The sequence below is a fragment of the Paenibacillus sp. SYP-B3998 genome (assembly GCF_010820665.1).
In the GTDB taxonomy this organism is placed as follows: Bacteria; Bacillota; Bacilli; order Paenibacillales; family NBRC-103111; genus Paenibacillus_E.
The window spans coordinates 12642-34407 of record NZ_JAAIKC010000012.1 but is presented as its reverse complement, the minus strand read 5'-3'; the positions used below and the strand labels follow the sequence as shown (position 1 = coordinate 34407).

At 43.8% G+C, this 21766-nt stretch carries 20 protein-coding genes, 1 pseudogene and 1 other annotated feature; of the genes and pseudogenes, 8 read left to right on the top strand and 13 right to left on the bottom strand.

Going from position 1 to position 21766, the window contains the following annotated elements; genetic code table 11:
* Positions 1–26 precede the first annotated feature (26 nt).
* The 3 genes from GK047_RS23505 to ileS all read left to right on the top strand — a co-directional run bounded on the left by GK047_RS23505 (position 27) and on the right by ileS (position 5055).
* Positions 27–1019 (top strand): DUF418 domain-containing protein, encoded by a 993-nt coding sequence (locus tag GK047_RS23505; protein WP_163952367.1) that lies wholly within the window; start codon positions 27–29, stop codon positions 1017–1019.
* Between the two features lie 224 nt (positions 1020–1243).
* Positions 1244–1561, top strand: a complete 318-nt coding sequence (locus tag GK047_RS23500; RefSeq protein WP_205516942.1) for a hypothetical protein — start codon at positions 1244–1246, stop codon at positions 1559–1561.
* Between the two features lie 94 nt (positions 1562–1655).
* Positions 1656–1911: a binding site (T-box leader), on the top strand.
* A 63-nt stretch (positions 1912–1974) separates the two neighbouring features.
* Positions 1975–5055, top strand: coding sequence for an isoleucine--tRNA ligase (gene ileS, locus GK047_RS23495; RefSeq protein ID WP_163952362.1), 3081 nt, complete (start codon positions 1975–1977; stop codon positions 5053–5055).
* A gap of 98 nt (positions 5056–5153) precedes the next feature.
* Here the strand turns inward: ileS and GK047_RS23490 are convergent, their stop codons facing one another.
* The 3 genes from GK047_RS23490 to GK047_RS23480 form a co-directional block, all read right to left on the bottom strand.
* Entirely contained in the window at positions 5154–5993 is an 840-nt protein-coding gene (locus GK047_RS23490; protein ID WP_163952360.1) for an SDR family oxidoreductase, read from the bottom strand.
* Between the two features lie 113 nt (positions 5994–6106).
* Positions 6107–6517 (bottom strand): MarR family winged helix-turn-helix transcriptional regulator, encoded by a 411-nt coding sequence (locus tag GK047_RS23485; RefSeq protein WP_163952358.1) that lies wholly within the window; start codon positions 6515–6517, stop codon positions 6107–6109.
* A gap of 129 nt (positions 6518–6646) precedes the next feature.
* Positions 6647–7603: a winged helix DNA-binding domain-containing protein gene (locus GK047_RS23480; protein WP_346010381.1), complete on the bottom strand. Its 957-nt coding sequence runs from the start codon at positions 7601–7603 to the stop codon at positions 6647–6649.
* Between GK047_RS23480 and GK047_RS30430 the strand changes: the two genes are divergently transcribed.
* Positions 7561–7737 carry a hypothetical protein gene (locus tag GK047_RS30430; RefSeq protein ID WP_346010382.1) on the top strand — a complete coding sequence of 59 codons (177 nt, stop codon included), beginning with the start codon at positions 7561–7563 and terminating at the stop codon, positions 7735–7737. The genes GK047_RS23480 and GK047_RS30430 overlap by 43 nt on opposite strands.
* 232 nt (positions 7738–7969) lie before the next feature.
* On the opposite strand, the gene GK047_RS23475 is transcribed toward GK047_RS30430, so the two are convergent.
* Positions 7970–8719, bottom strand: a complete 750-nt coding sequence (locus tag GK047_RS23475; RefSeq protein WP_163952354.1) for a MerR family transcriptional regulator — start codon at positions 8717–8719, stop codon at positions 7970–7972.
* A 353-nt stretch (positions 8720–9072) separates the two neighbouring features.
* On the opposite strand from GK047_RS23475, the gene GK047_RS23470 reads away from it, so the two are divergent.
* The 3 genes from GK047_RS23470 (at position 9073) to GK047_RS23460 (ending at position 11907) form a co-directional block, all read left to right on the top strand.
* Positions 9073–10059 carry an aldo/keto reductase gene (locus GK047_RS23470; protein ID WP_163952352.1) on the top strand — a complete coding sequence of 329 codons (987 nt, stop codon included), beginning with the start codon at positions 9073–9075 and terminating at the stop codon, positions 10057–10059.
* Positions 10060–10279: 220 nt separating this feature from the next.
* On the top strand, positions 10280–11248 hold the full coding sequence (locus GK047_RS23465; protein ID WP_163952350.1) for an MraY family glycosyltransferase: 969 nt from the start codon (positions 10280–10282) through the stop codon (positions 11246–11248).
* A gap of 74 nt (positions 11249–11322) precedes the next feature.
* Entirely contained in the window at positions 11323–11907 is a 585-nt protein-coding gene (locus GK047_RS23460; protein WP_163952348.1) for a GNAT family N-acetyltransferase, read from the top strand.
* Between the two features lie 99 nt (positions 11908–12006).
* On the opposite strand, the gene GK047_RS23455 is transcribed toward GK047_RS23460, so the two are convergent.
* Positions 12007–12360, bottom strand: a complete 354-nt coding sequence (locus GK047_RS23455; protein WP_163952346.1) for a DoxX family protein — start codon at positions 12358–12360, stop codon at positions 12007–12009.
* A gap of 219 nt (positions 12361–12579) precedes the next feature.
* Here GK047_RS23455 and GK047_RS23450 point away from each other — a divergent pair, with 219 nt between their 5' ends.
* Positions 12580–13560 (top strand): sugar-binding transcriptional regulator, encoded by a 981-nt coding sequence (locus GK047_RS23450; RefSeq protein ID WP_163952344.1) that lies wholly within the window; start codon positions 12580–12582, stop codon positions 13558–13560.
* A 450-nt stretch (positions 13561–14010) separates the two neighbouring features.
* Here the strand turns inward: GK047_RS23450 and GK047_RS23445 are convergent, their stop codons facing one another.
* The 8 genes and pseudogenes from GK047_RS23445 to GK047_RS23410 form a co-directional block, all read right to left on the bottom strand.
* Positions 14011–14790: a Cof-type HAD-IIB family hydrolase gene (locus tag GK047_RS23445; protein WP_163952343.1), complete on the bottom strand. Its 780-nt coding sequence runs from the start codon at positions 14788–14790 to the stop codon at positions 14011–14013.
* Positions 14787–15860, bottom strand: coding sequence for an ABC transporter ATP-binding protein (locus tag GK047_RS23440; protein ID WP_163952341.1), 1074 nt, complete (start codon positions 15858–15860; stop codon positions 14787–14789). Before GK047_RS23440 ends, GK047_RS23445 begins: the two co-directional genes overlap by 4 nt.
* Positions 15857–17599: an ABC transporter permease gene (locus GK047_RS23435; protein ID WP_163952338.1), complete on the bottom strand. Its 1743-nt coding sequence runs from the start codon at positions 17597–17599 to the stop codon at positions 15857–15859. The genes GK047_RS23440 and GK047_RS23435 overlap by 4 nt, the downstream gene beginning before the upstream one ends.
* Positions 17600–17618: 19 nt before the next feature.
* Positions 17619–18680: an ABC transporter substrate-binding protein gene (locus tag GK047_RS23430; RefSeq protein ID WP_163952336.1), complete on the bottom strand. Its 1062-nt coding sequence runs from the start codon at positions 18678–18680 to the stop codon at positions 17619–17621.
* Between the two features lie 122 nt (positions 18681–18802).
* A complete protein-coding gene (locus tag GK047_RS23425) occupies positions 18803–19654 on the bottom strand; it encodes a Cof-type HAD-IIB family hydrolase (protein ID WP_163952334.1) in 852 nt (283 codons plus the stop codon).
* A 31-nt stretch (positions 19655–19685) separates the two neighbouring features.
* Positions 19686–20420 (bottom strand): MBL fold metallo-hydrolase, encoded by a 735-nt coding sequence (locus tag GK047_RS23420; RefSeq protein WP_163952332.1) that lies wholly within the window; start codon positions 20418–20420, stop codon positions 19686–19688.
* Between the two features lie 382 nt (positions 20421–20802).
* A pseudogene (locus GK047_RS23415) lies at positions 20803–21016 on the bottom strand (transposase); the annotation flags it as partial.
* A gap of 150 nt (positions 21017–21166) precedes the next feature.
* Positions 21167–21637 (bottom strand): ankyrin repeat domain-containing protein, encoded by a 471-nt coding sequence (locus tag GK047_RS23410; protein ID WP_163952330.1) that lies wholly within the window; start codon positions 21635–21637, stop codon positions 21167–21169.
* Between the last annotated feature and the right edge of the window lie 129 nt (positions 21638–21766).

Here is a 21766-nt window from a genome sequence, read left to right as displayed (position 1 = left end):
AAAGATAGAGAGGATATGAATAAAGGATGAAGCGGATAGATACTTTGGATTATTTACGGGGATTTGCGCTAATCGGCATTATTTTGATCAACATTACCCAGATGGTGGATGCTATTTCACTCAGGGAAGCGGCCGACTATGATAGCTCCCTCGATTTTTATGTGAATAGGTTTCTGGATTACGCTGTCTTTCAGCGATTCTATGTTATTTTCTCCTTCTTGTTCGGGATTGGCTTTTATTTGTTTGTCTCACGTGCCAAAGCACGAGGCGAAAGCGGCAACAAGTTATTTATTAGAAGACTTCTCATTCTCTTGGTTTTTGGTTGGATTCATCATCAATTTCAGTCTGGAGAAGCTTTATTCTATTATGCGATCATCGGGTTCATTTTAATTCCCTTTTATCGTTTGAAGCCAAGAACTAATTTTATTGTTGCTATGATTGTGCTAGTCGGTGCTTTTTGGATAGGCTATCTATTTGCGATTCTAGGCATGTTTTTATTAGGCTTGTGTGCAGGCCAGCTCGATCTCTTTAGGAAAATTGATGCCTACAAGAAGCAAATACGGGTAGTCCAACGGATCTCATTATTGCTCGTTCCCTTTGCGATGTATGCGCAATATATAATTATCGAAAAAACAGGATTGCTGGATTCTGGCATGCTGGTAGGCGGCTTGTTTATGAGTGTTTGTTACGTCAGTTCGCTTACGTTATTACTTGAACACGAAGTGATGAGGAAATGGTTAGCTCCATTAAAATATTTGGGGAGAATGGCTTTAACTAATTATGTGGTTCAAACCATTCTTATCTTATCCATAAGCTCCTTATTCAAGCTGAATAATCATGTTCATGTCTGGACACTTATGCTGATTTGTTTGGGCATATTGCTGGTACAAATGGTGTATAGCGCGATCTGGTTGAACAAATTTAATCACGGCCCCATGGAATGGCTCTGGCGAATGGGAACCTACGGGAAATTACCAAGAAAATACGAAAAAATGGATAGCTATAATCAGCCAAGCTAAACAGTTCCTTTTTTAGAGACAAGGTTACTCTGAAGAAACGCGGCTTGGCATGAATTACAAAGAAATGCAGCACATCTCGTGAGGAGAGAAGGCTGCATTTTTCAAATTCATAATCATTCTAGTATTCCGCGAATTTCGAGAGTAAATTTGTTTATCTTACACATGGCTTCACTTTTATGGTAAGTTTGTCAGGTGACAATGAAAATGAGAGCAAGGTGACAATAATGATCTCAAATAGACAGGATATCATTGATAAGTTTTTTGAAATGATTAGGAAATTGGATCGCACAGGAATTGACATCCATGAGGTGAAGACTTTTTTTGGCATCGTTTCAGGAATTCGTACATTTACACCTCCGACCGTTGAGTTCATGTCGGTTCTTAAAACATATAGAACTGCACTATTTAGTGAATATAAACGGTCGTTAATTCCAAGCACAAGCATGTGGTTTATTTCGAATGTAACTATGGATGTTGGTGACGCGTTAGTAAGCTTGGGGATTAGGGATGTGGAGCATCTGGAGCAATGCATTAAAGGGTAGGGATGAAGACAAGTGAGCGATCACTAGTTGACAATTCATTGCGGTTGGTGTAAATATAAACTAATTGAAAGTAAAAACGAATTGAATGATCTATTCAAATTCATTGACGAGAAAGAGTACGTTAAATCCTTGTTCTCCAGAGAGTTGGCCATGTGCTGAAAGCCGACGTTCAAGACTTAACTGAAAATCCTCTCCGAGAAGGAAAGCTGAAGCAACTACTAAGCTGACCCGGGATCCCGCCGTTACAAGGGACACGTATGCTGGTGCGTAGTGGAGGCGCCGTAAGATTATACTGGATATAATCGTTGCGGAATTAGGGTGGTATCGCGAGAGATAATCTCGTCCCTTACGGGACGGGATTTTTTTGTGTTTTTCAAAAGTGATTGTGGTTCCGAAGAGAGAGGATGGTATACATGAAAAAAGTGGATGTGAAGGAAAAAGCGAGGACTCGTGAGCTGCGCGTGCTTGAGCAATGGCAAAAGGAGGGCACGTTCGGTCAGTCGATTGAAAATCGAGTAGGCAAGCCTCATTTCGTCTTTTATGAAGGACCTCCTACGGCCAACGGTAAGCCGCATATCGGTCATGTGCTTGGCCGCGTTATCAAAGATTTCATCTGTCGTTACAAAACAATGTCAGGCTTCCGTGTTATCCGTAAAGCGGGTTGGGATACGCATGGTCTCCCAGTCGAGCTCGGGGTAGAGAAGCAGTTGGGCATCTCCGGGAAACAGGAGATCGAGAAATATGGCGTAGCAGAGTTCGTCGAGAAATGTAAAAGCAGTGTGTTCGAGTACGAGAAGCAGTGGCGGGAGCTGACCGAAGCGATTGCTTACTGGACGGATATGGATAATCCGTATATTACACTGACGAATGGTTACATCGAGAGTGTTTGGCACATTTTATCTGAAATCCATAAAAAAGAGCTTCTATACAAAGGCCATCGCGTGAGCCCGTATTGTCCTTGCTGCCAAACGACACTCAGTTCTCATGAAGTAGCCCAAGGCTATGAGGATGTCAAAGATTTGAGTGCCACCGTCAAGTTCAGAAGTAAAAACGGCGAAGGCATTTTTCTGGCATGGACGACAACGCCTTGGACGCTTCCTGCAAACATTGCCTTAGCAGTCAATAAAGATATCGACTATGTCAAAGTCAAAAAGAATAATGAAGTATACATCGTAGCAAAGAATCTCGTGGAAAAAGTCATGAAGGAAGAGTACGAGATTGTATCTACGCATAAAGGATCGGAATTTGTAGGTATGTCTTACGAGCCGCCTTTTGACGATATCCAAGTCAATAAAGGGCATATTGTTGTAGATGCAGAGTATGTCAGCGATTCAAGTGGGACGGGTATCGTTCATATTGCTCCGGCTCACGGGGAAGACGATTACCGGACAGCTCGTCAGCATGAGCTTGATTTCGTGAACGTAGTTAACTTGGCTGGATGTTACACTGACCAAATCGCCGATTTCGCCGGACGCTTCGTCAAAGATTGCGATATCGATATCGTGAAAAAATTGTCCGAACGCAATCTGCTATTTGCTAAGGAGCGTTATGAGCATAGCTATCCGTTCTGCTGGCGTTGTAAATCACCCTTGCTCTACTATGCGATGGAAAGTTGGTTTATCAAAACGACAGCCGTTAAGGAGCAGTTAATCGAGAACAATAACAACATCTCCTGGTACCCGTCTCACATTAAGGAAGGACGATTTGGCAAGTTTCTTGAAGATCTTGTAGATTGGAATATTAGTAGAAATCGCTACTGGGGCACTCCGCTTAATGTTTGGTTATGCCAAGACTGCGGATCTGAGTATGCGCCAGGAAGTCGTAAAGATCTGCAAGATAAATCCATACACCCACTGGATGATAATCTGGAGCTTCATAAGCCTTACGTTGATACCGTGAAGCTTCGCTGCGCTTGCGGCGGTACAATGGATAGAACATCCGAAGTCATTGACGTTTGGTTTGACAGCGGCTCTATGCCTTTCGCGCAGTATCACCATCCATTTGGCGATGAGAAGGTTTTCCAAGAGCAGTATCCTGCTGACATGATCTGTGAAGGGATCGACCAAACCAGAGGTTGGTTCTTCAGTTTGTTGGCTGTTTCAACGCTCTACAATGGTAAAGCGCCTTACAAGGCTGTTATGTCAACTGGTCATGTACTGGATGAGAACGGGCAAAAAATGTCCAAGAGCAAAGGCAATGTCATCGATCCTTGGGACATCATCAATGAATTCGGTACGGACGCTTTACGTTGGGCGCTGCTATCGGATAGCGCTCCTTGGAATAGCAAACGTTTCTCTAAGCAAATCGTGGCGGAAGCAAAGTCGAAAGTTATCGACACCATCAATAATACGCATGCTTTCTATGCGCTATATGCAACGATCGATCAATACAAGTACGAGGAGCATGCTCCCTTAGTTTCTGAGAACTTATTAGATCGTTGGATTTTGTCTAGGCTGAACAGCACCCTACAGCATGTATTAAAGGGACTAGAGGTCAATGATTTTATGAATCCGGCCAAACTAATCGAATCCTTCGTCGATGAGCTTAGCAATTGGTATATCAGACGATCTCGTGACCGTTTCTGGAGCAGTGAAATGTCTGTGGATAAAGTTTCGGCTTATCAAACACTACGTGATGTCCTCCTGACGCTAGCGCGGATTATCGCGCCGTATGCGCCATTAATAGCGGATGATCTTCACGGGAATCTTGGCGGCGAAGGAAGCGTCCATGTAACTGATTATCCGAGGGTTGAACAGGCTCTAATCGACGAAACGCTTGAAAATGATATGAAGACTGTGATTCAAATCGTCGAGCTGGCTCGTAACATTCGTAATGAAACCGGCATTAAGACGCGCCAACCTTTGTCAGAAATGATTATCTCATTGGAGCGCGATTGTAATCTAAGTCCGTTTGAAGCTATCATTAAGGACGAAATCAATGTCAAAGTCATTCGAATGGATCAAAGTGACAGCGGGTTTGTTCGGTTCAGCTTAAAGCTAAACCTGAAGGTAGCGGGTAAAAAGTACGGTAAATTCGTAGGGGCCATACAAAACCATTTGAAGCAATTGTCCGCTACCGAGACCAAACAGGTAGTTGACGATGGGGGCTTAGAGGTAGTCATGGAGGGAGAATCTTTCCGGATTACAATGGATGAATTGCTTGTTGAAAAACATGCAGTAGAAGGTTTCGCTTCAGCCTCTGGTTACCAAATGACCGTTACTTTCCAAACAACGATTACCAAGGAATTGGAGCAAGAAGGGGTTGTGCGTGAGGTTATACGCGCCATTCAGGATTACCGTAAAAAGTTAGCCTTGCCGATTGAAAAACGAGTAAATCTTGTTCTTGATGTGGATGCTTATTTGAAGGAAGCATTAGAGCGTTTCGATGAGGTTCTACAAGAGAATGTGCTCCTCGCAAGTGTTAGATATGCGAATGAACAGGAGATGGAGCTGATTTCGATTGGGGATAAAAGCTTCCGTCTGCTAATAGAATAAGCAGATTGAATAAGACAGAAAACAAGAAAACCGCTGGCTCCTGCCATCGGTTTTCTTGTTTTCCATTTTAAGATAAGGGGTTGATAGTTTTCGACATCCTACATATTCAATTGCAGCTTACGCGTGCGCAACATACCTTCCAAACCGGTAGGATCTTGGCTGACTTTGTATTGAACAAAGGCTTCGGCCTGCTCGGAGGTGCGAATGCGCAGCGGTTTGGTTTCCATATTTACTAGCTTCAGCATGACTTCAGCGACAGATTCCGAGGTTTGCGCTACGAAGTTTCGCTTGGAGTACGTGTCGATATACGTATCTAAAACGGGCTTGTATTCATCGTCCCGAAGACCGCCGGTTTTCTCAACGTGTGCGAGCACCGTACTGTTAAAATTAGTCGCGATAGCGCCTGGTTCAACTAGCGTGACATCTACGTTAAATGTAGGTTTGTAGTAGGTAGCCAAGCTTTCTAGCAACCCTTCAACGGCAAATTTACTTGCGCAATAAATTTCATTTAAGGGTTGTCCCACGAGTCCGCCTACACTCGTTGTAGCGATAAGGTGACCAGCCTCGGATTTACGAAGGAGCGGGAGCCCAGCGCGAATGGTATGCATCACTCCATAGACATTTGTATCAAAAACATGTTGGATTTCTTCAAAGGTCGCTTGACCTAGTGCACGCAAAAATCCAAATCCTGCATTGCAAAACAAAACATCCAGATGACCATGTTTTTGTTCAATTAGCGTGAAAGCTCGTTCCAGAGACTCAGGCTGTGTAACCTCCATTTCAATAAAATGAAGATTCGCTTTGTCGCCATGCTGCTCTTGATCTCGCTTTACATGGCGCGTGCCCGCGTAGACGGTCCATCCAATTTCAGCGAATCGTAGCGCAGTAGCTAATCCGATACCTGACGAAGCACCCGTGATTGCAATAATTTTGCTCATTATAAGAACACTCCTTGTGTTTAAAGTTTATATTGTTTAATGACTAAACAATATATTTATTAAGTAAATAAGTCAAGTGGTAATAAAAAAATTCCAACACCAATGCGTTGGAATCATAAAGGCAATTTTTCTAAAAGTTGTTTCAAGGTTGCAAGTTCCTCTTTTGAATAGTTGATAAATAATTGTTCGATCTTTTTATTATACGCAGCTAAAATCTCATTTATTAATGCGTTCCCATGATCTGTCACTTGAATAGATAAACTCCTGCGGCTCGTAGGATGAGGCTTGCGAACGACGAGTCCGTGCTCTTCTAATTTATCCAAAAGCTGGGTAACGGCGCCTCGTGTTAATCCAAACTCGTTGGCAATATCGACCGCTATGCAGTCTGGATGCTTGCGCAGAAACTCTAGCGTGTACATCATCACAGGAGAGATGCGATAGCTTGGAAGAACTTGAGTTAAATAAGCGGAGAGTGAGCTTTTAATTTCGCGAAATTTATAAGTAATCAGTTGATCGAGCTCCATAATAGGTTGAAGTCTCCCTTGCGATGTTTAGTTTCTATACATTATACCAAGCTGTCATTCAAAATACACCTTGGTTCTCGTAAGCGAATGGCTCCAAATGTATAGATAACAACGCGTGGACAATAGATGTCATTGTGGCGGAATGATTTGGATGTCATGTGCTGGGGCGCCTGCTGCCGCGAAGATGAGGAGCCGAGTCCCCTCTTCGATCAAGGATACCTGATCCTTTGAGGATAGGAGGGTGAAGGGCTCAATAATAAGGATGGTTGTGTCAGCCTTTTTCTCGATCTTCCACGTTCCGCTTACGAACCCATCGATAAGTAGGGTCGCGTGAATAATACCGTTCTGGGTGAATACCCGGGGGCGATATTTGTCTGCGAGAATGCGCGTACGATTAGCGTAAGACAGGAGCATGTTATCGAACTCGGCGAGGAAGCGCACAGGTGCTTCGGTTCCTGCATCTGGAAGCGGGGCATCAGGCAGGTCGAAGAGCTCACTGCCTTGCTCGTCGAGAAATAAGTGCAGGTGTGGACGCAGACGTTCGATGACTTCCCGAAGTTTCGTCAAACCTGACCAGACCTGGATATCTTTGATTGTCGCTGGGCCAAAGGCTGCCAAATAGCGTAAGACCATGTCGTCTGGCGAGGTGTTAGCCGCAAGCGATTGTCCTAACCACACCTCAGCGGAGGTATGGCTGGCTTGTCCGCTCACGCCCCAGAGGCCGCGAGGAGGGACTTGTACGAGTGGCACTATTGTACGCACGGCGGCGGCAAGTGCGGCGGGCTCGTGATTTGGCCATTGCTCAGCTAGCTGCATGCCGAGTTCGCTGAACGTGCGCGGCTGTGTCTCTACGAGCTTACGGCCGGCAGCGGCAAGGGCCTCGATGTCGAGGCCGTTAAGATGCTTGCCGAAGGTTCCTTTCAGGGCGCGTTCATGGACAGACTGCAGAACGGGACGCAAGGCCAAGCAATCGCGGGCCGTCACAAGATGTAGGGTTGAGCGCATGAGCGCGATGCGCACGGCGCTTCTGTCTTGGATTAACCGTGACAAGGCCTCGGGTTGGAAGTCAGCGAGTCGAGACCACAACCCGATGTATGGCGGGTTGGGTGCTTGCGCTTGTAAGCCAACCAGATGCTCAAGGGCATCTGGAACTGACAAAGGCGAGCGGCGCAGCAACAGCTGGCGCTCAAGAAGCGCGCGGTTTAAAGCGCGCGGACTGAGCACACGACACCCCTTGTTTGGGCTCTCCTTGTCAGCTCTCCCTTTGTTGCTTTTACTGACCATTTGTCTTCACACTCCTCTGAGAAAATTGAGTATTTGAACTTCCTGTTGTCTCCAATCATAAGACTTGCACCAATACTCGGCAAGAGGATCGAATCTCTTTAACATGTTCGTTCACGTTAAAGAGCCAACCTTTGTCATTGGATTGACTTGGTTGGCTCTTTGTTTGCCTTAGGTTGTCTGCAAGTGGCTTTCAGCAGCCAAGCACAGGTAGTAGGCCAGCCCAATCTGCTGGCTCTCAAGCATACTGCAGTGAAAGTCATCCTGCAGGAAGAAGCGCGTTTGCGCAGCGAAGCTTGCACGGTTTACTTCATGTCCATGCGCATTTAAGAACGCGATGTGGGTCTGAATCAGCGTCTGTACTTCGGCGCTGTTAACTTTCTTTCCTGTTCTTAGCGCGTCAGCAACGCCATTCATGAAATGGAGTGCTTCCAAGGCGCTTTCGTTCATTTCCTTCGCTTCAATCGGTGAAGAATCAATGAGATCGTAATTGTATGTCTTTTTCAAATAATCATCTTGCTCCGCCAAGGCGCTCTTCCATTCGTCCTCGTTTTGAAAACCCTGAAACATATCTGTTGGTTTCATTTTTTCTCCCTTCGTCTCGCAATTCATAGAGATATCAATCGTTTGAATCAACAGCTCGAGCCTAAGCTTACGGACAAGCAGCAGCTCCTTTTGAGCGGCGAGAATTCCACCCCGATTATTCCCATCCTCCAGTAACGGTTTAATCTCTTCAAGCGAGAAATCTAATTCCCTATAAAATAGGATTTGTTGCAGTCTTTCGAGTTCTGCTACGCCATACAACCGATAGCCCGCCTCACTGACTTTGCAGGGGAGCAGTAGTCCTATCTTCTGGTAGTGGTAAAGGGTTTTGATTGTTACTTTGGCTAACTCAGCTACATCCTTCACAGTGTAGAGCATCGTGATTCACCTCCTAAACTAAGTGTAGAGTCTCCCCTAAGGGTGGAGTCAACTGAAATATGTATAACGATCGACATCATCGTTGTCTTTAGGTTGAGCATCGTTCGCATTGTACTCCCATTGCCTAAAGAATATAATGGAATGAAGAGAATGCTGCGCGAACCTATTACATTGCGCTCAAATAAATAGGATCAAACTGGATACATTCCCCAACAATGATCCTTTCAGGTAGGTATGAGCGTAGAGGAGGCGTTAGCACTGCGTGGTCAGGTGACGGGCCTGCTCAAGAAAATTCAAAAATGCTCACCACAAATAGCGCCACCTGATATCAAGGAGATAAAGGAGAATGGATCATGATGGCGGAAGCAACGTCTATTCTACGTAAATTGGGTAGTTCCAATTTGGAGCTTTCTCCATTGGGACTCGGTTGTTGGCAATTCAGTAACGGCCAAGGAATGGTCGGTAAGTTTTGGCCAGTGTTAGCTCAGGAGGACGTGCTGAAAATCGTGCGAACTAGCCTGAAAGGCGGCATTAACTGGTTTGATACGGCTGAAGTATACGGGAAAGGCCAGTCCGAGCAAATGCTTGCCAGAGCGCTGAATGAGGCTGGCTCCTTGGCTGATGGCGCACACGTCGCTACCAAATGGTGGCCGATTATGCGTACCGCGAACAGCATTACGAATACAATTGATGAACGGATCCGTTTACTGGACAATCGAAAGATTCATCTGCATCAAGTGCATCAACCCTATTCATTTTCGTCTGTAGCTAAGCAAATGAATACGATGGCGCAGCTTGTGAAGCTGAACAAAATTCAGAATGTTGGTGTCAGCAACTTTTCCGCTAAGAAGATGCGAGAAGCAGATCGAGTACTGCGTGAGCATGGACTTCGGCTCATCTCCAATCAAGTAAAGTATAGCTTATTGGATCGCCGTATTGAGCATAACGGCATTCTGGACACCGCGAAGGAGCTGGGCATTGCCATTATCGCCTATTCGCCGTTAGAGCAAGGGATATTGAGCGGCAAATTTCATAAGAATCCTGCTCTCATACAAGCCATAACCGGACCGCGTAAATGGTCATCTGCTTTCCGTGAATCAGGGATGCGGAAGTCGAAGCCGCTGATCGACTATCTAGAAGAGCTTACGGTTAAATACGATACTTCTCCGACGCAGATTGCTTTAAACTGGATGATTCATGCTAATGGTGAAACGGTTTTTGCAATCCCAGGCGCTTCTAAAGCTCACCATGCTGAGGAAAATGTAAGGGCGATGCAATTTACGCTGACAACCGACGAGCTTCGTCAAATTAGCGATATTTCGAACCTTGTCCTTGAGTAAATTGGACAAAACGCGGATAAGATTTTCCTCACAATTTGTAATCAAAATGATACATAGATTTCATCAAGCTTTAATGATTAAAGCCTATACTAAAAGTCGACCCCCCTTTAAAATATAAACACTTAGACCCGCAGCCCATTGCTGTGGGTCTCTTTTTGTTATGAACTTTTTTGAGGCGAAACTTGTCTAAAAATATAGTTGGAAAATTTTATAACTGGAGATGATCCCAATAACATACCTAGCTGCATTCCTAATATCGTTTATTATCGTGTACGTTTTGATTCCACCATTGGGGAAATTAGCTTTTCGGTTTGATTTTGTGGACAAGCCTAGAGCAGATGTTGAAAGAAAGATTCACCGCGAGCCGATCCCCCTGACAGCTAGTTATGCTATCTTTATAGGCTTTGTAGTAACCTTCTTAGTATTTTTAAAAGGGTTCACCATCCAAACGGGAGCCATTCTAATTGGGGGGCTGCTTCTATTAAGTATTGGTACGATAGATGACTGGTACAAAACGCATCAGAAAGATTTTCCTACCCTTCCGAAGTTAATCGTACAGGTTGCAGCAGCCGTTCTTGTTTTTGCATCCGGTATTTCGTTTACTGGCTTCTATAATCCATTTAGCGGAGAGTTTGTTGTACTTGCTATGTGGTTGCAGTTTGTCTTAACCATCTTATGGATTTTTGGAGTTACGACCGTTATTAATTTTTCAGACGGTATGGATGGGTTGGCGGGTGGTTTGTCGGCGATATCAGCGGTTACTCTCTTTGTAGTCGCATTAGCGAAAGGGCAAAGCGATTCTGCCATGATGGCGATCATTCTAGTGGGCGTCACGGTAGCCTATCTGCGATTTAATAAGCCGCCTGCCAAAATATTTATGGGGGATGCAGGCGCGACCTTCTTAGGGTTTATTCTAAGTGTTATTGCGCTGGATGGAGCATTTAAACAAGCTACTATCCTATCCCTGTTCATACCCATTTTAGCGTTAGGGGTACCCATTTTTGATAATATTTTTGTCGTCATTAAGCGTTTTTTACAAGGGAAACCGATCTACCAAGCCGATGCAAGTCAAGCGCATTATCGGTTGTTGCGGACAGGGTTAAGTCCTAAACAAGTCGTTGCTTTTCTATGTTTAATTAGTGGATGTCTCAGCTTATCTTCGATCATCCTACTTCTGCTAAATGTTTGACACTTGACTATTATTAGATTGTCACGTTGTGATTCATGTGTTAAATTATGGAAAATAGAGAAGGTGGACATGAAATGAATTTTTCTGATCAGAATCCAATCACGCTATCTTTTCCTGAAAGCTTCGAAACGGAACGTTTGCTCATTCGTTCTGCTCATTTCGGTGATGGAGTCTTAGTTAATCCAGCCATCATTGAAAGTATGGAGGAACTTCGGCCTTGGATGGCTTGGGCGAAATCGGTGCCAACATTGGAAGAGACAGAAGTGAGTGTGCGGAAAGCGAGATTAAGCTTTTTAGAAAGAACGGCTTTATGCTTTCATTTATTTCATAAACAATCAGGTGAATTTATGGGTTCAAGCGGCCTTCATCATATCAATTGGCAATCGCGCAAATTTGAAATTGGCTACTGGTTAAGAACGTCCTGTGTAGGTCAGGGACTTGTTACAGAAGCTGTCTCAGGTACTACGGATTTTGTGATCAATGAACTTCAAGCGAATCGGGTTGAAATACGCTGTGACGCAAGGAACATGCGAAGCGCCAAAGTAGCAGAACGCTTAGGGTTTGCCCTTGAAGCTGTTTTGAGAAGCGAATCTTGTGATGTATCCGGAAATTTACGGGATATGATGGTATTTGCTAAGGTTCGGGGGAGTGAGTTTTAAGAATTGTGTTGCTGGAAATAGGGTTAAAATGTTCATCTTAGCATAAAGGCTTTTCCTAGTTATCGATTAGATGATAACGGGAGAAGCCTTTATGTATGCTTACTTTAATCGACGGCCAAGGAAAACAATCAAGGCCAGGATGAGAAGAATTAATGGCACCGTAGCCATGCCCATGCCTTGGCCAACCCTGAGATGGGTGAATACGGCCCCAGCCATTGTAATGACAATAACACCAGCGGAGTAGAACGCGATGCGCGGCTTCTTGAAGCCAATGAGAAGTCCGATGGCTGCCAAGAGTTCAATAACGCCAATAACATACATGAATCCTACACTGTACCCGTATGTCTCAGTGAAGGATTGTACCTGCATCTCATTTCCTGAGAGCTTCATAAAACTAAATATGAAGTAAGCTAAAGAGAGTAAGCCTTGTAGAATACGAACCGTCCATTTCACGAATCGAACACCTCTATTTCAAATTTGGCTACTCTAGTTATGGAATACTCGGTTGTGCGATTCCTTTTGTTGGGGCTCTTTGAAGTTCAGTAACTCTAAGGTTCTTGGCTGAGGTATTCCACAACATGTTTACGGATTCTTAACTTGACGTGATACGTTATTAATTTTATATTTATTACAAATGTAAGAAGCTAGAACAAATGTTAGGCGGTTTCGTGTATGTTAAATATTGAAGAAAGAAAGCTGATAGTAAAGATATGCAAGTTATATTATTTTGAGTCATGGACACAGGAGCGAATTGCTGTGAAGTTCGGAATTTCACGGCCACTTGTCTCTAAATTACTGCAAAAGGCACGAGAAGAGAACGTTGTAGAAATCCTCATCCATGATGATATGTTGGAAATAAGCGATCTTGAGAAAGAAATTGAAACTACATTTGATCTCAGACAAGTACTCGTAGTGCCTACCCGTGATTTGAATCAGGATCTGATATACAGTACAGTAGGCAAGGCAACAGCTAATTTTGTTCTGAAAACAATGAAACAAATAGAGCGCATCGGCGTATCTTGGGGGACTACGTTGTTTCATATGGTGAAGGAATTTCCGTTTGAAAAAAAAGATAATCTCAAGATTATTCCGCTAGTCGGAGGGATGGGCAATGATAAGACGGAGATTCACTCTAACCAAATCGCGTATGAGTTGTCTAAAAAAATGGGTGTCAAATGCGAATCTCTTTATGCCCCAGCGGTGGTGGAAACGGAGTTTCTTAAAGATCAGCTTGTCCAACTTCCTTATATTGCATCCGTTTTGGAGGAAGGCAAGCAAATTGATATCGCTTTAGTCGGCATCGGAAATCCGTTTGCTATGTCAACCATGGAACAAATCGGCTATTTGAGCCAAGATGTACTGACTGAATTGAAGTCCATGAACGCGGTTGCGGATATTAATTCCCGCTTTATTGACCATAATGGTGAACTCTGCGAGCATCCCATCAACGATAAAGTCATCGGCATCGAGCTTGAGCATCTGAAAACGGTCAAAATGGTGATCGGTATCGCTGTAGGCTTACATAAAATAGATAGTATTCTAGCCGCATTAAAGGGAAAATATATACATGTGTTAATTACCGACGATTTGACCGCATGCAGCCTGGTAGCTCGATTGAAAGAAAGTAAATCGGTATTGGAGAAATCATTATGAAAGAGACCCAATTAGAAGCTTTCTTTCACTGCATGCATTGCAGACTCGATGAAAATCATGTCATCAGCTATTTGAATCAACGTATTTCGAAGATTCAATGCCAGGGCTGCAATCGGGGACTTTCTTTACAGATTGATCTTTCTCAGGAGCTTTATGAGGAAGTTTTTATGAGAATTCGAAGCAAGCCTTCCAGAATGACAGAGGAATACCATGATCAGGTCAGCCAATTCCTTTTAACCCTCCCGAGAAGATTCATAAGCAAGCCTTTTCGAGTTTATCGTGAAATAAAGGAAATTCGAGTCTATTTTAAAAAATATCGGGTCAACAATAGCTGAGTTGGGAGGCCTTTTCTAAATCAATTGCAAGAAACGCATGATTATGCATAAGAACACCTCAAATTTTGATCCGCAGTGGAGGCAGATCAAAATTTGGGGTGTTACTTATATGCTTCTATAATAAGCCTACAAGCTCTAACCCATAGGCAATCCCGTCCTGACTAACGTCCTTTGTAACATAGCGTGCGGCTTTTTTCACGGAATCAGGAGAGTTCCCCATCGCCACGCTGTGACCTACGTACTGCAGCATTTCCATATCGTTTAGATTGTCGCCAAACGCATAGACATCTTCCTTGGCAAATCCGAGCTTGTCAATTAGTCGCTCAATGCCCTGTGCTTTGGACCCCCCATACGGCAATACATCCATAGAGACGGGATGCCAACGAACAAAATCCAGCTTTTGAAAGCGTTCTTTATAACTAGCTTCTTCATCCTCTGTGCAAAAGAGCATCGATTGATAGATTTCTCTGCCCATATAATAGTTAGGGTCATACTCCGGAAGTGTATAGCACAAAGTTCCTATGCTTTCTTCGACGTGAGAGTGGTGTTTGATATTGCTTCTCATTCCTTCGTGGTCTAAATAGACAAGAGGATTACTGCTCTGTTGGGCGTATTCCGACAAAGCGCGGATGAGATTTGTCGGAATAGGATTTTTATAAATCAACTCGTCATTCAGCATCACATATTGGCCGTTGAAACCAACGAATGAATTTATCCCGAGCTCATCCTTTAGTGACTTGAGCATAAAAGGGGAGCGTCCTGTTGCAAATGAGATTTCATGGCCAGAATCCTTCAATCTAAGGATGGCTTCCTTTGTTGATGGAGGCAATTGTTTACCATGATCAAGCAGCGTACCGTCGATATCGAAAAAAATCATACTTCGCTTTTGCTTCATGCAAGTACCTCAATTCTGTTCTTCTTCGTTACTTGTTCGCTTGTTAAATTGAGGGATACTTTTTCGTTCAGTTGAAAGTGGAGTGGAGAACTAATTTCCCACTGGCCATCTTCAGTTTGGATATCATAGTGAAATTCTTTTCCCTGAAATTGAACATTGGTAACCTTGCCCTGAACGCCAGGCTGCTGCGGAGAACTCAGTTGAAATTGATCGGGCCTGACCGGATACAATCCATTTGTTCTAAAGTAGTCCGCTACATAATCACCTTGCCACTGGAGGGTGCCATCAGAACTTATTGGTACAAACATGCTGTTGTTCCAACGTCCACGAACCAAATTGGCCTTGGATACGAATTTGGCGACAAATTCCGTTTGCGGACGCAAGTAAATGTCTTGTGGTGTACCGACTTGTTCGATCAATCCATCCTTCATGACCACAACCCGATCAGCCATTGCCAAAGCTTCGCCTTGGTCATGAGTAACGTACACGATGGCAGTCCCCGTTTGCCTATGAATGGATTGGATTTCCCGGCGCATATCCATGCGGAGCATGGCGTCGAGACTGCTAAGCGGTTCATCCATCAACAGAAGCGAAGGTTCGGCGGCGATAGCTCTTGCAAGCGCAACACGCTGTTTTTGACCTCCAGACAATTCGTGTGGCATACGTGTAGCATGCTGCGACAAGCCAACCATTTCAAGCACGCTTGCGATACGATCCTGTTCTTTCTCTTTAATGTAAGAGGGCGTCTCTTTATGATGGCGGATTGGAAAGCGTACGTGCTCTGTCACATTCATATGCGGCCATAAGGCGAATGCCTGAAATACCATGCCGATTCTTCTTTTTTCTGGAGGAAGACTGAAGCCTGGCTTCGCTACTGCTGTATGGTTCATGAGGATTTCTCCGGTAGTGGGCTGCTCGAATCCGGCAAGCATGCGGAGCAGGGTTGTTTTACCGCAGCCAGATGGACCTAGGATGGCGACGAACTCGCCTGCGGCTATCGTGAGGTTTAATAACTTCAGCGCTTGAAAGCTTCCGAATTTTTTACTGACGTTGGCGATTTGAATGCTCATGGCTGCTGAACTCCTTTGTTGGATTGAAACTGTTGGAAGATATACAGAATGCCCATTCCTAGAACGATCAATATGACAATCAAGCTAGATAGAGCAGTTGAGTACAGGGTATTACCGGCCTGTTCAAAACTAAATATCGTAACACCGATAGTTTGAGAGCCGGTGGACCATAATAAGGCAGATACCGTCAACTCGGTGAAAGCCGTCAAAAAGACGAGAAAAGCTCCACTCAACAGTCCTGGCAGAAGAAGTGGCAGAAGGATGGTTGTCCATTTTTTCCATAAACCGGCACCGAAAATATGTGCTGCTTCTTCCATCGATACATCGATTTGCATAAAGGCCGTGATACTTGCTCGTACCTGCAAAATAAGAAATCGGCACACATAAGCGATAAATAAAATGCGAATGGAACCGTAGACACCAGGATTCCAGCCGGGAATCGGTTCCATCCATGCAAAAATCATGGATAAAGCAAATACAATCCCAGGCAACGTATAAGGAAGGGCGACGGCTAACTCCATTGATTTGGTAATCCACGAAGGCTTACGTACTCGTACATAAGCAAGTAGAGATCCAAGCACTAAGCAAATGATCAGCGTCGTAGCGGAAAGCATGAAGCTGTTTTGAATGGATTTCCATACCTTTGGATTCTCGAACAGGATGTACTGATAATTGGCAAACGTTAAATTTACGGCTTGAAAAGGGAGTCCATATGCCTTTTTCAAGGAAATAGCTACCATGGAACTTAAAGGTACCACTGTAATCAGAGTGAGGAATGCCCATACGGCAGACGTAATCCATAAGCGGTTTTTACCTAGCAAATGGCGCGGGCTGTTATCGATGATAACGGTATCAGTGGTTTTAATTTTTTTGACGGTAAGCCATTGCAGGAGTGTACCAAAGACCGCAATAATGCCTAGCATGACGGATAAAGCTGCCGCTCTTGCGAAAGCAGAGGGGCCAAAACCGATAATTTCTTCATAAATCAATGTGCTTAAGACGGATATATTTTTGGGAATGCCAAGAAAAGCTGGAATTCCGAAATTATCTAACGAAGCTAAGAATACGAGCAGTCCTCCAGCTGTCAAACCTGGCAAAGACAGGGGAAGGGTAACCAGATAAAATGTTTTCCATTTTCCAGCACCGCTAGCTCTTGTTGCCCACTCCAAATCGCGGGGAATTTTTCTCAACACATCAACGGTCAAGAGATAAACAAGCGGGAAATGATGGATACCCATAACGAAAATGATACCGCCGTAGCTATACATACTCCATGGCTTAGCATCTGGATTAAACAAGTGCAAGATTTGGGCTACGGCTCCTTGAGTGCCCATGAAGGAAGACCAAGATAAGGTTAAAACGTAAGACGGAAGAATAAAGGAAAGCAAGATGGCCATATGAAGCAATTTCTTGTGTTTAAGATCCGTGTAAGCCATGAACCATGCTGCAAGAACGCCCAATAAAATAGATAAAAGCGAGGAGCCTGTGACGATGACAAACGTGTCCTTCAGCGTTTTCCATAACCTTATCTGCTGTAGCATTTCCATGTAGTGCTTAAGCGTGAATCCAACGCCGTCTTGCATGCTTAAATAGATTAATTTGGCAATCGGCACGATAAAGAACACAAAAAGTAAGAGTAGGGTTAGTAAAATAACAGCTCGTTTCATTAAAAAGGGGAGGAGTGCGGGTTTGATCCCGACTTCCTCCCTCGCAATCTGAATCTTTTTGGAATCGATCATTGTCTGTAGGCTCCGCTTCTTATTGTCCGAATATCTGCGTAAACTGTTTTTTATCTGCGTCCCGTGCTTCAGTCAGTTTGGAAATGTCAGAGGAGATGACTTTGAATTCCGAGATACTTTTTAAACCTTTAGGGGCTGGAATGCCTTCGCGAATTGGGGTATAACCGATACCAGATGCTAATTTTTGACCATCTTCCGAGAGAACGAAGTCAACAAAGGCTTTAGCCGCTTTTTCATTTGCTGTATTTTTCATAATTCCGATCGGCTCGGTAATAACGGGCACACCCTCTGAAGGATAAATCAAATCAACAGATGAGCCTTTTGCTTTCTCACGGGCTACTAGATAATCAACGACCATGCTATACGATTTTTCTCCAGCTGCTACGGCATTGAGAACAGCCCCGTTTCCTTTGACAACGGAAATATTATTCGCTTTTAAGCCCTTGAAGAAGTCCCAACCGAATCCATCTGTTCGAGTCAATACGCCAACATTATAAGCAGCTGCGCCAGAGTAAATTGGACTAGGCATGATAGCTGTATCTTTGCTCTCAGATGAGGTAAGTGCTTTCCATGAGGTCGGTGGTGTTTTCACTTTTTGCGTATTAATGGCAAGAACAGTTGCCATTACCTTTGTTCCGGCATACATACCATCCGGATCTACGAAATCTTTAGGAATTTTTGATAATTCCGGTGATTTATAAGAGTTTAATAGATTTTGTTTCTTTAAACCTTCGAAGGTGACAGCATCAGCCAACAGAAGCACGTCGGCTTGGACTTTTCCAGCTTGATTCTCCGCTTGGATTTTGGCAGTCACTTCCTCGGTTCCAGAGCGAAAGTTTTCTACTTTGACATCTGGATATTTCTTATTGAATGCAGCGACCAGTTTCGTTACATCATCTTCAGGCTGGGAAGTATAGAAGGTTAGCTTCCCTGAAATCGTAGCAGAAGTTTCTTGATTTGGTGTCGTTTGCGGAGTTGCCTGCGCTCCTTGAGTAGCTGATGGTTGTCCATTTGTACCGCATGCACTTAATACGAGTAATACCGCCAAGCTAACTATCATAGATCCTTTTTTCTTCAACATGGTGTTCTCCCCATTGTTCTTTTTTATTTTTTTATTATATCGTTCATTTGTCAGCAGGTTATTAACTGAGAATTCCTAGTTTGTAAATATGATAGTCACTAGTCTAGGTAGGCCAATAAGATTTAAAAGTAGCGCTCAATCACATCGGCAACACCATCATTACTGTTGCTTGCCGTTACGGCGTTGGCTGCTTTTTTGGCTTCATCACTGCCATTGTCCATGGAAATACCTAGTCCCGCCCACTGGAGCATGTCCACATCATTGTCATAATCGCCCACAGCAGCGACTTGGTCGGACGAAATACCTAATCTGCGAGTTACAACCTCTAACGCTGATCTTTTGCTGATACCTGCTGCATTGACATCGAAGCGCCTACTTCCAGTTCTTGTTAAGGTGAACTCATTCCATGATTGAAGCTCATTAAATACTTCGTTCAACAACTGGCTATCTTCGCTGATGAAGGTAGCTTTATAGAGCTGTTCTGAAGCAGCTTCCGTGAATTTGACCATAGAGCCTACTTGTTTCATCTGAATCCTGCTAGCTTGATCCTTATAATTCTCATAGGTATGGGCTTTTTCTGGGTCAATAACAACATTGGCTAAGGGCCATTTAACGTTCCATTCATTTAATTGTTCTACAAACAGTTCACTATAACCGTAAAAGTGTACGTATGTACCCATCATTTGTCCCAAAGCCGCAATACGTCGAGCGGAATCAGAGGAAAGGGGATAGCCATGTAGCTTCTCTCCGGTGTTGGGATCTAATATGACGGCTCCATTAAAAGCCACCAGAGGACTATTCATACCCACATGCATTCCATGCAGCCAAACCGAAGCAGGAAATCGCCCCGAAGCAATAGTTACGTTCACCCCCTTTCCAATAATTGCTTGTATTGAATGGAAAACCCTGGGTGAAATCATTTTGTGTGGATTCAAGAGTGTTCCATCCATGTCTAGGGCTAGTAATCTATACATGTGTTTGCTCCATTTCTTTTAGGTTACAGGTTTAGACCTTGTACATGCTCTCTGTATTAGGAAGGAAGACAGGCCCCCCGAACACTTCACTTGCCGTTTGTTTCATCAATTCAAGATTGCCGTCACCGGGCAAATGCACGAGAATCAGTTTTTTCACGTTTGCTTTTTCTGCGATTGTAGCCGCTTGGCTAGCATCCATATGCCCGTCACCAGTCGTATGATGACTCCCCTCGCAGATTGTCGCTTCACATAGAAAGATATCCGCATCCTTAGCGATCTCAATCAGCGAATCACAGTAAGAGGTATCACCTGAATATACTAGTACCTTATCTTTGTAAGTGATTTTTACTGCATAACAGGAAATCGTATGCTGTACGGGTACAAACTCGATTTCAGCGCCAGCCAATTGCAGCTTAAGAGCAGGGTTAATCAAGGTGATATCGGTATGTGGACCATACAGCTTGCTAAGACTATCAGCCGGCTCTTCAGGAACGAATAACTTCAGTTTATGGTTCATCCGTTTGTTTCTAATGGCTCCGACGGCAGCGTACTGTAATATACCGATGTCCGCCATATGATCATCATGCAAATGGGACAAAATAACGCCGGATAAATTCTCCACAGATGTATGGAAAGTGAGCTGGCTCATTACGCCACTTCCACAGTCCAGCAAAATATGTCCTTCGTCCGTTGTTACTAAGTAGCCAGCAGTCGCACCACCGGGAGCGGGGTACCCTCCCCAGTAACCCAAGATATTTACGTGCATATGTTTTCACCTCAGTGTTGTCTGTACTTCATGTTTTTACATTTGTTCTTGTGTTGTACATTTGTCATTAATATAAATTTAAAGTAGAGTAGGGTCAAGTTAAGATCGTGTAAACAGTCCATTAAGGTGACCTAGTAGAATGGGTTCAGAAAATAACAAAGAGCAGCCCAAGACTATACATAATCTTGGGCTAAGCATTTTATATGCTATCGAAAACCAGAGTAGTGGTAGAGTTGAATACTGCAAAAAACTGACTGCGTGAACAGTCAGCTCTTCTTTTCTTGGCTATGCTGACAAAAGTGTAAGACAAATAACCGTCCCATAGAAAAGAAATTGGGGCGGTTTTCTTCGATGTCTAAACATTGCTTATTCAAATTAGGCAGAAAGCAACCAGTTTCTTTGCGTGATCAAACCGATCAATTTTCCCGATCTCAGCTAAAATTGTTGCAGCAATTTGGGCCAAATACCGGTATAGATTGAATTAAATCATACTCCATTAATTCTTCAGCCAGAGCATCTATCGATTTATCAAGTTTCGCTAGATGCACTTGGTATTGAGGGAGCAAATTAATAAGCAGCTCCAATGAGATTAAATGCCTCGGAAAAGTTTTTTTGCTACTGAGTAATAAAAATCAACTTGTTGAATAATAATCTTGAGTTTGCACTATCTTTGCAAAAGTAAAAAAATGTGGCTCAAAAAAGCGAGCACCCTTTGGAAAGAGCGTTCGCTTTTTAGGTCTATTATTTTAGCTGAGCAGTTCAATCATCTCTTCTTCTTCCCTTGCCCTTGCAATGTCCAGCGGGGTTTGTCCGTCGTTATCCTTAATGCTTTTGTCCGCCCCCTTGGCAAGAAGCATTTCAACTACGTCCAAACGTTCTTCACCGTCTGAGACTTGTGTATGTAAAGGTGTGCTTCCGTCCGAGGACTTTTTGTTGATCTCGGCTCCGCGATTGAGCAAGCATGTGACCACATCGGGATACAGAGCAATATGAAGTGGGGTAATGCCTTCATCATTTAGAGCATTCACATCCGCACCTTGATCTAGCAGAAACTCAACCATCTTGGTATTTTCCGTCATAACTGCACCATGAAGCACGCTAAATTCATAATCATCTTTTCCAGTAATTAGCGAGGGATCCGCTTGTAGGATCTTTTTAACTTTTTTGAATTCATCCCCTTCAACTGCTTCATATAAATCGTCGAATGTATAGGCCATTGCTCGTCCATGCCTTCCTTGAGTAGTCTCTAATATTATAATCCTAGTTAAGAGCAAAAAAGATGTCGGTAAGCGCCAGGTACAGAGGCCACTGTTTTACAAAAAAGACAAGAAGTCCATTTTGATAAA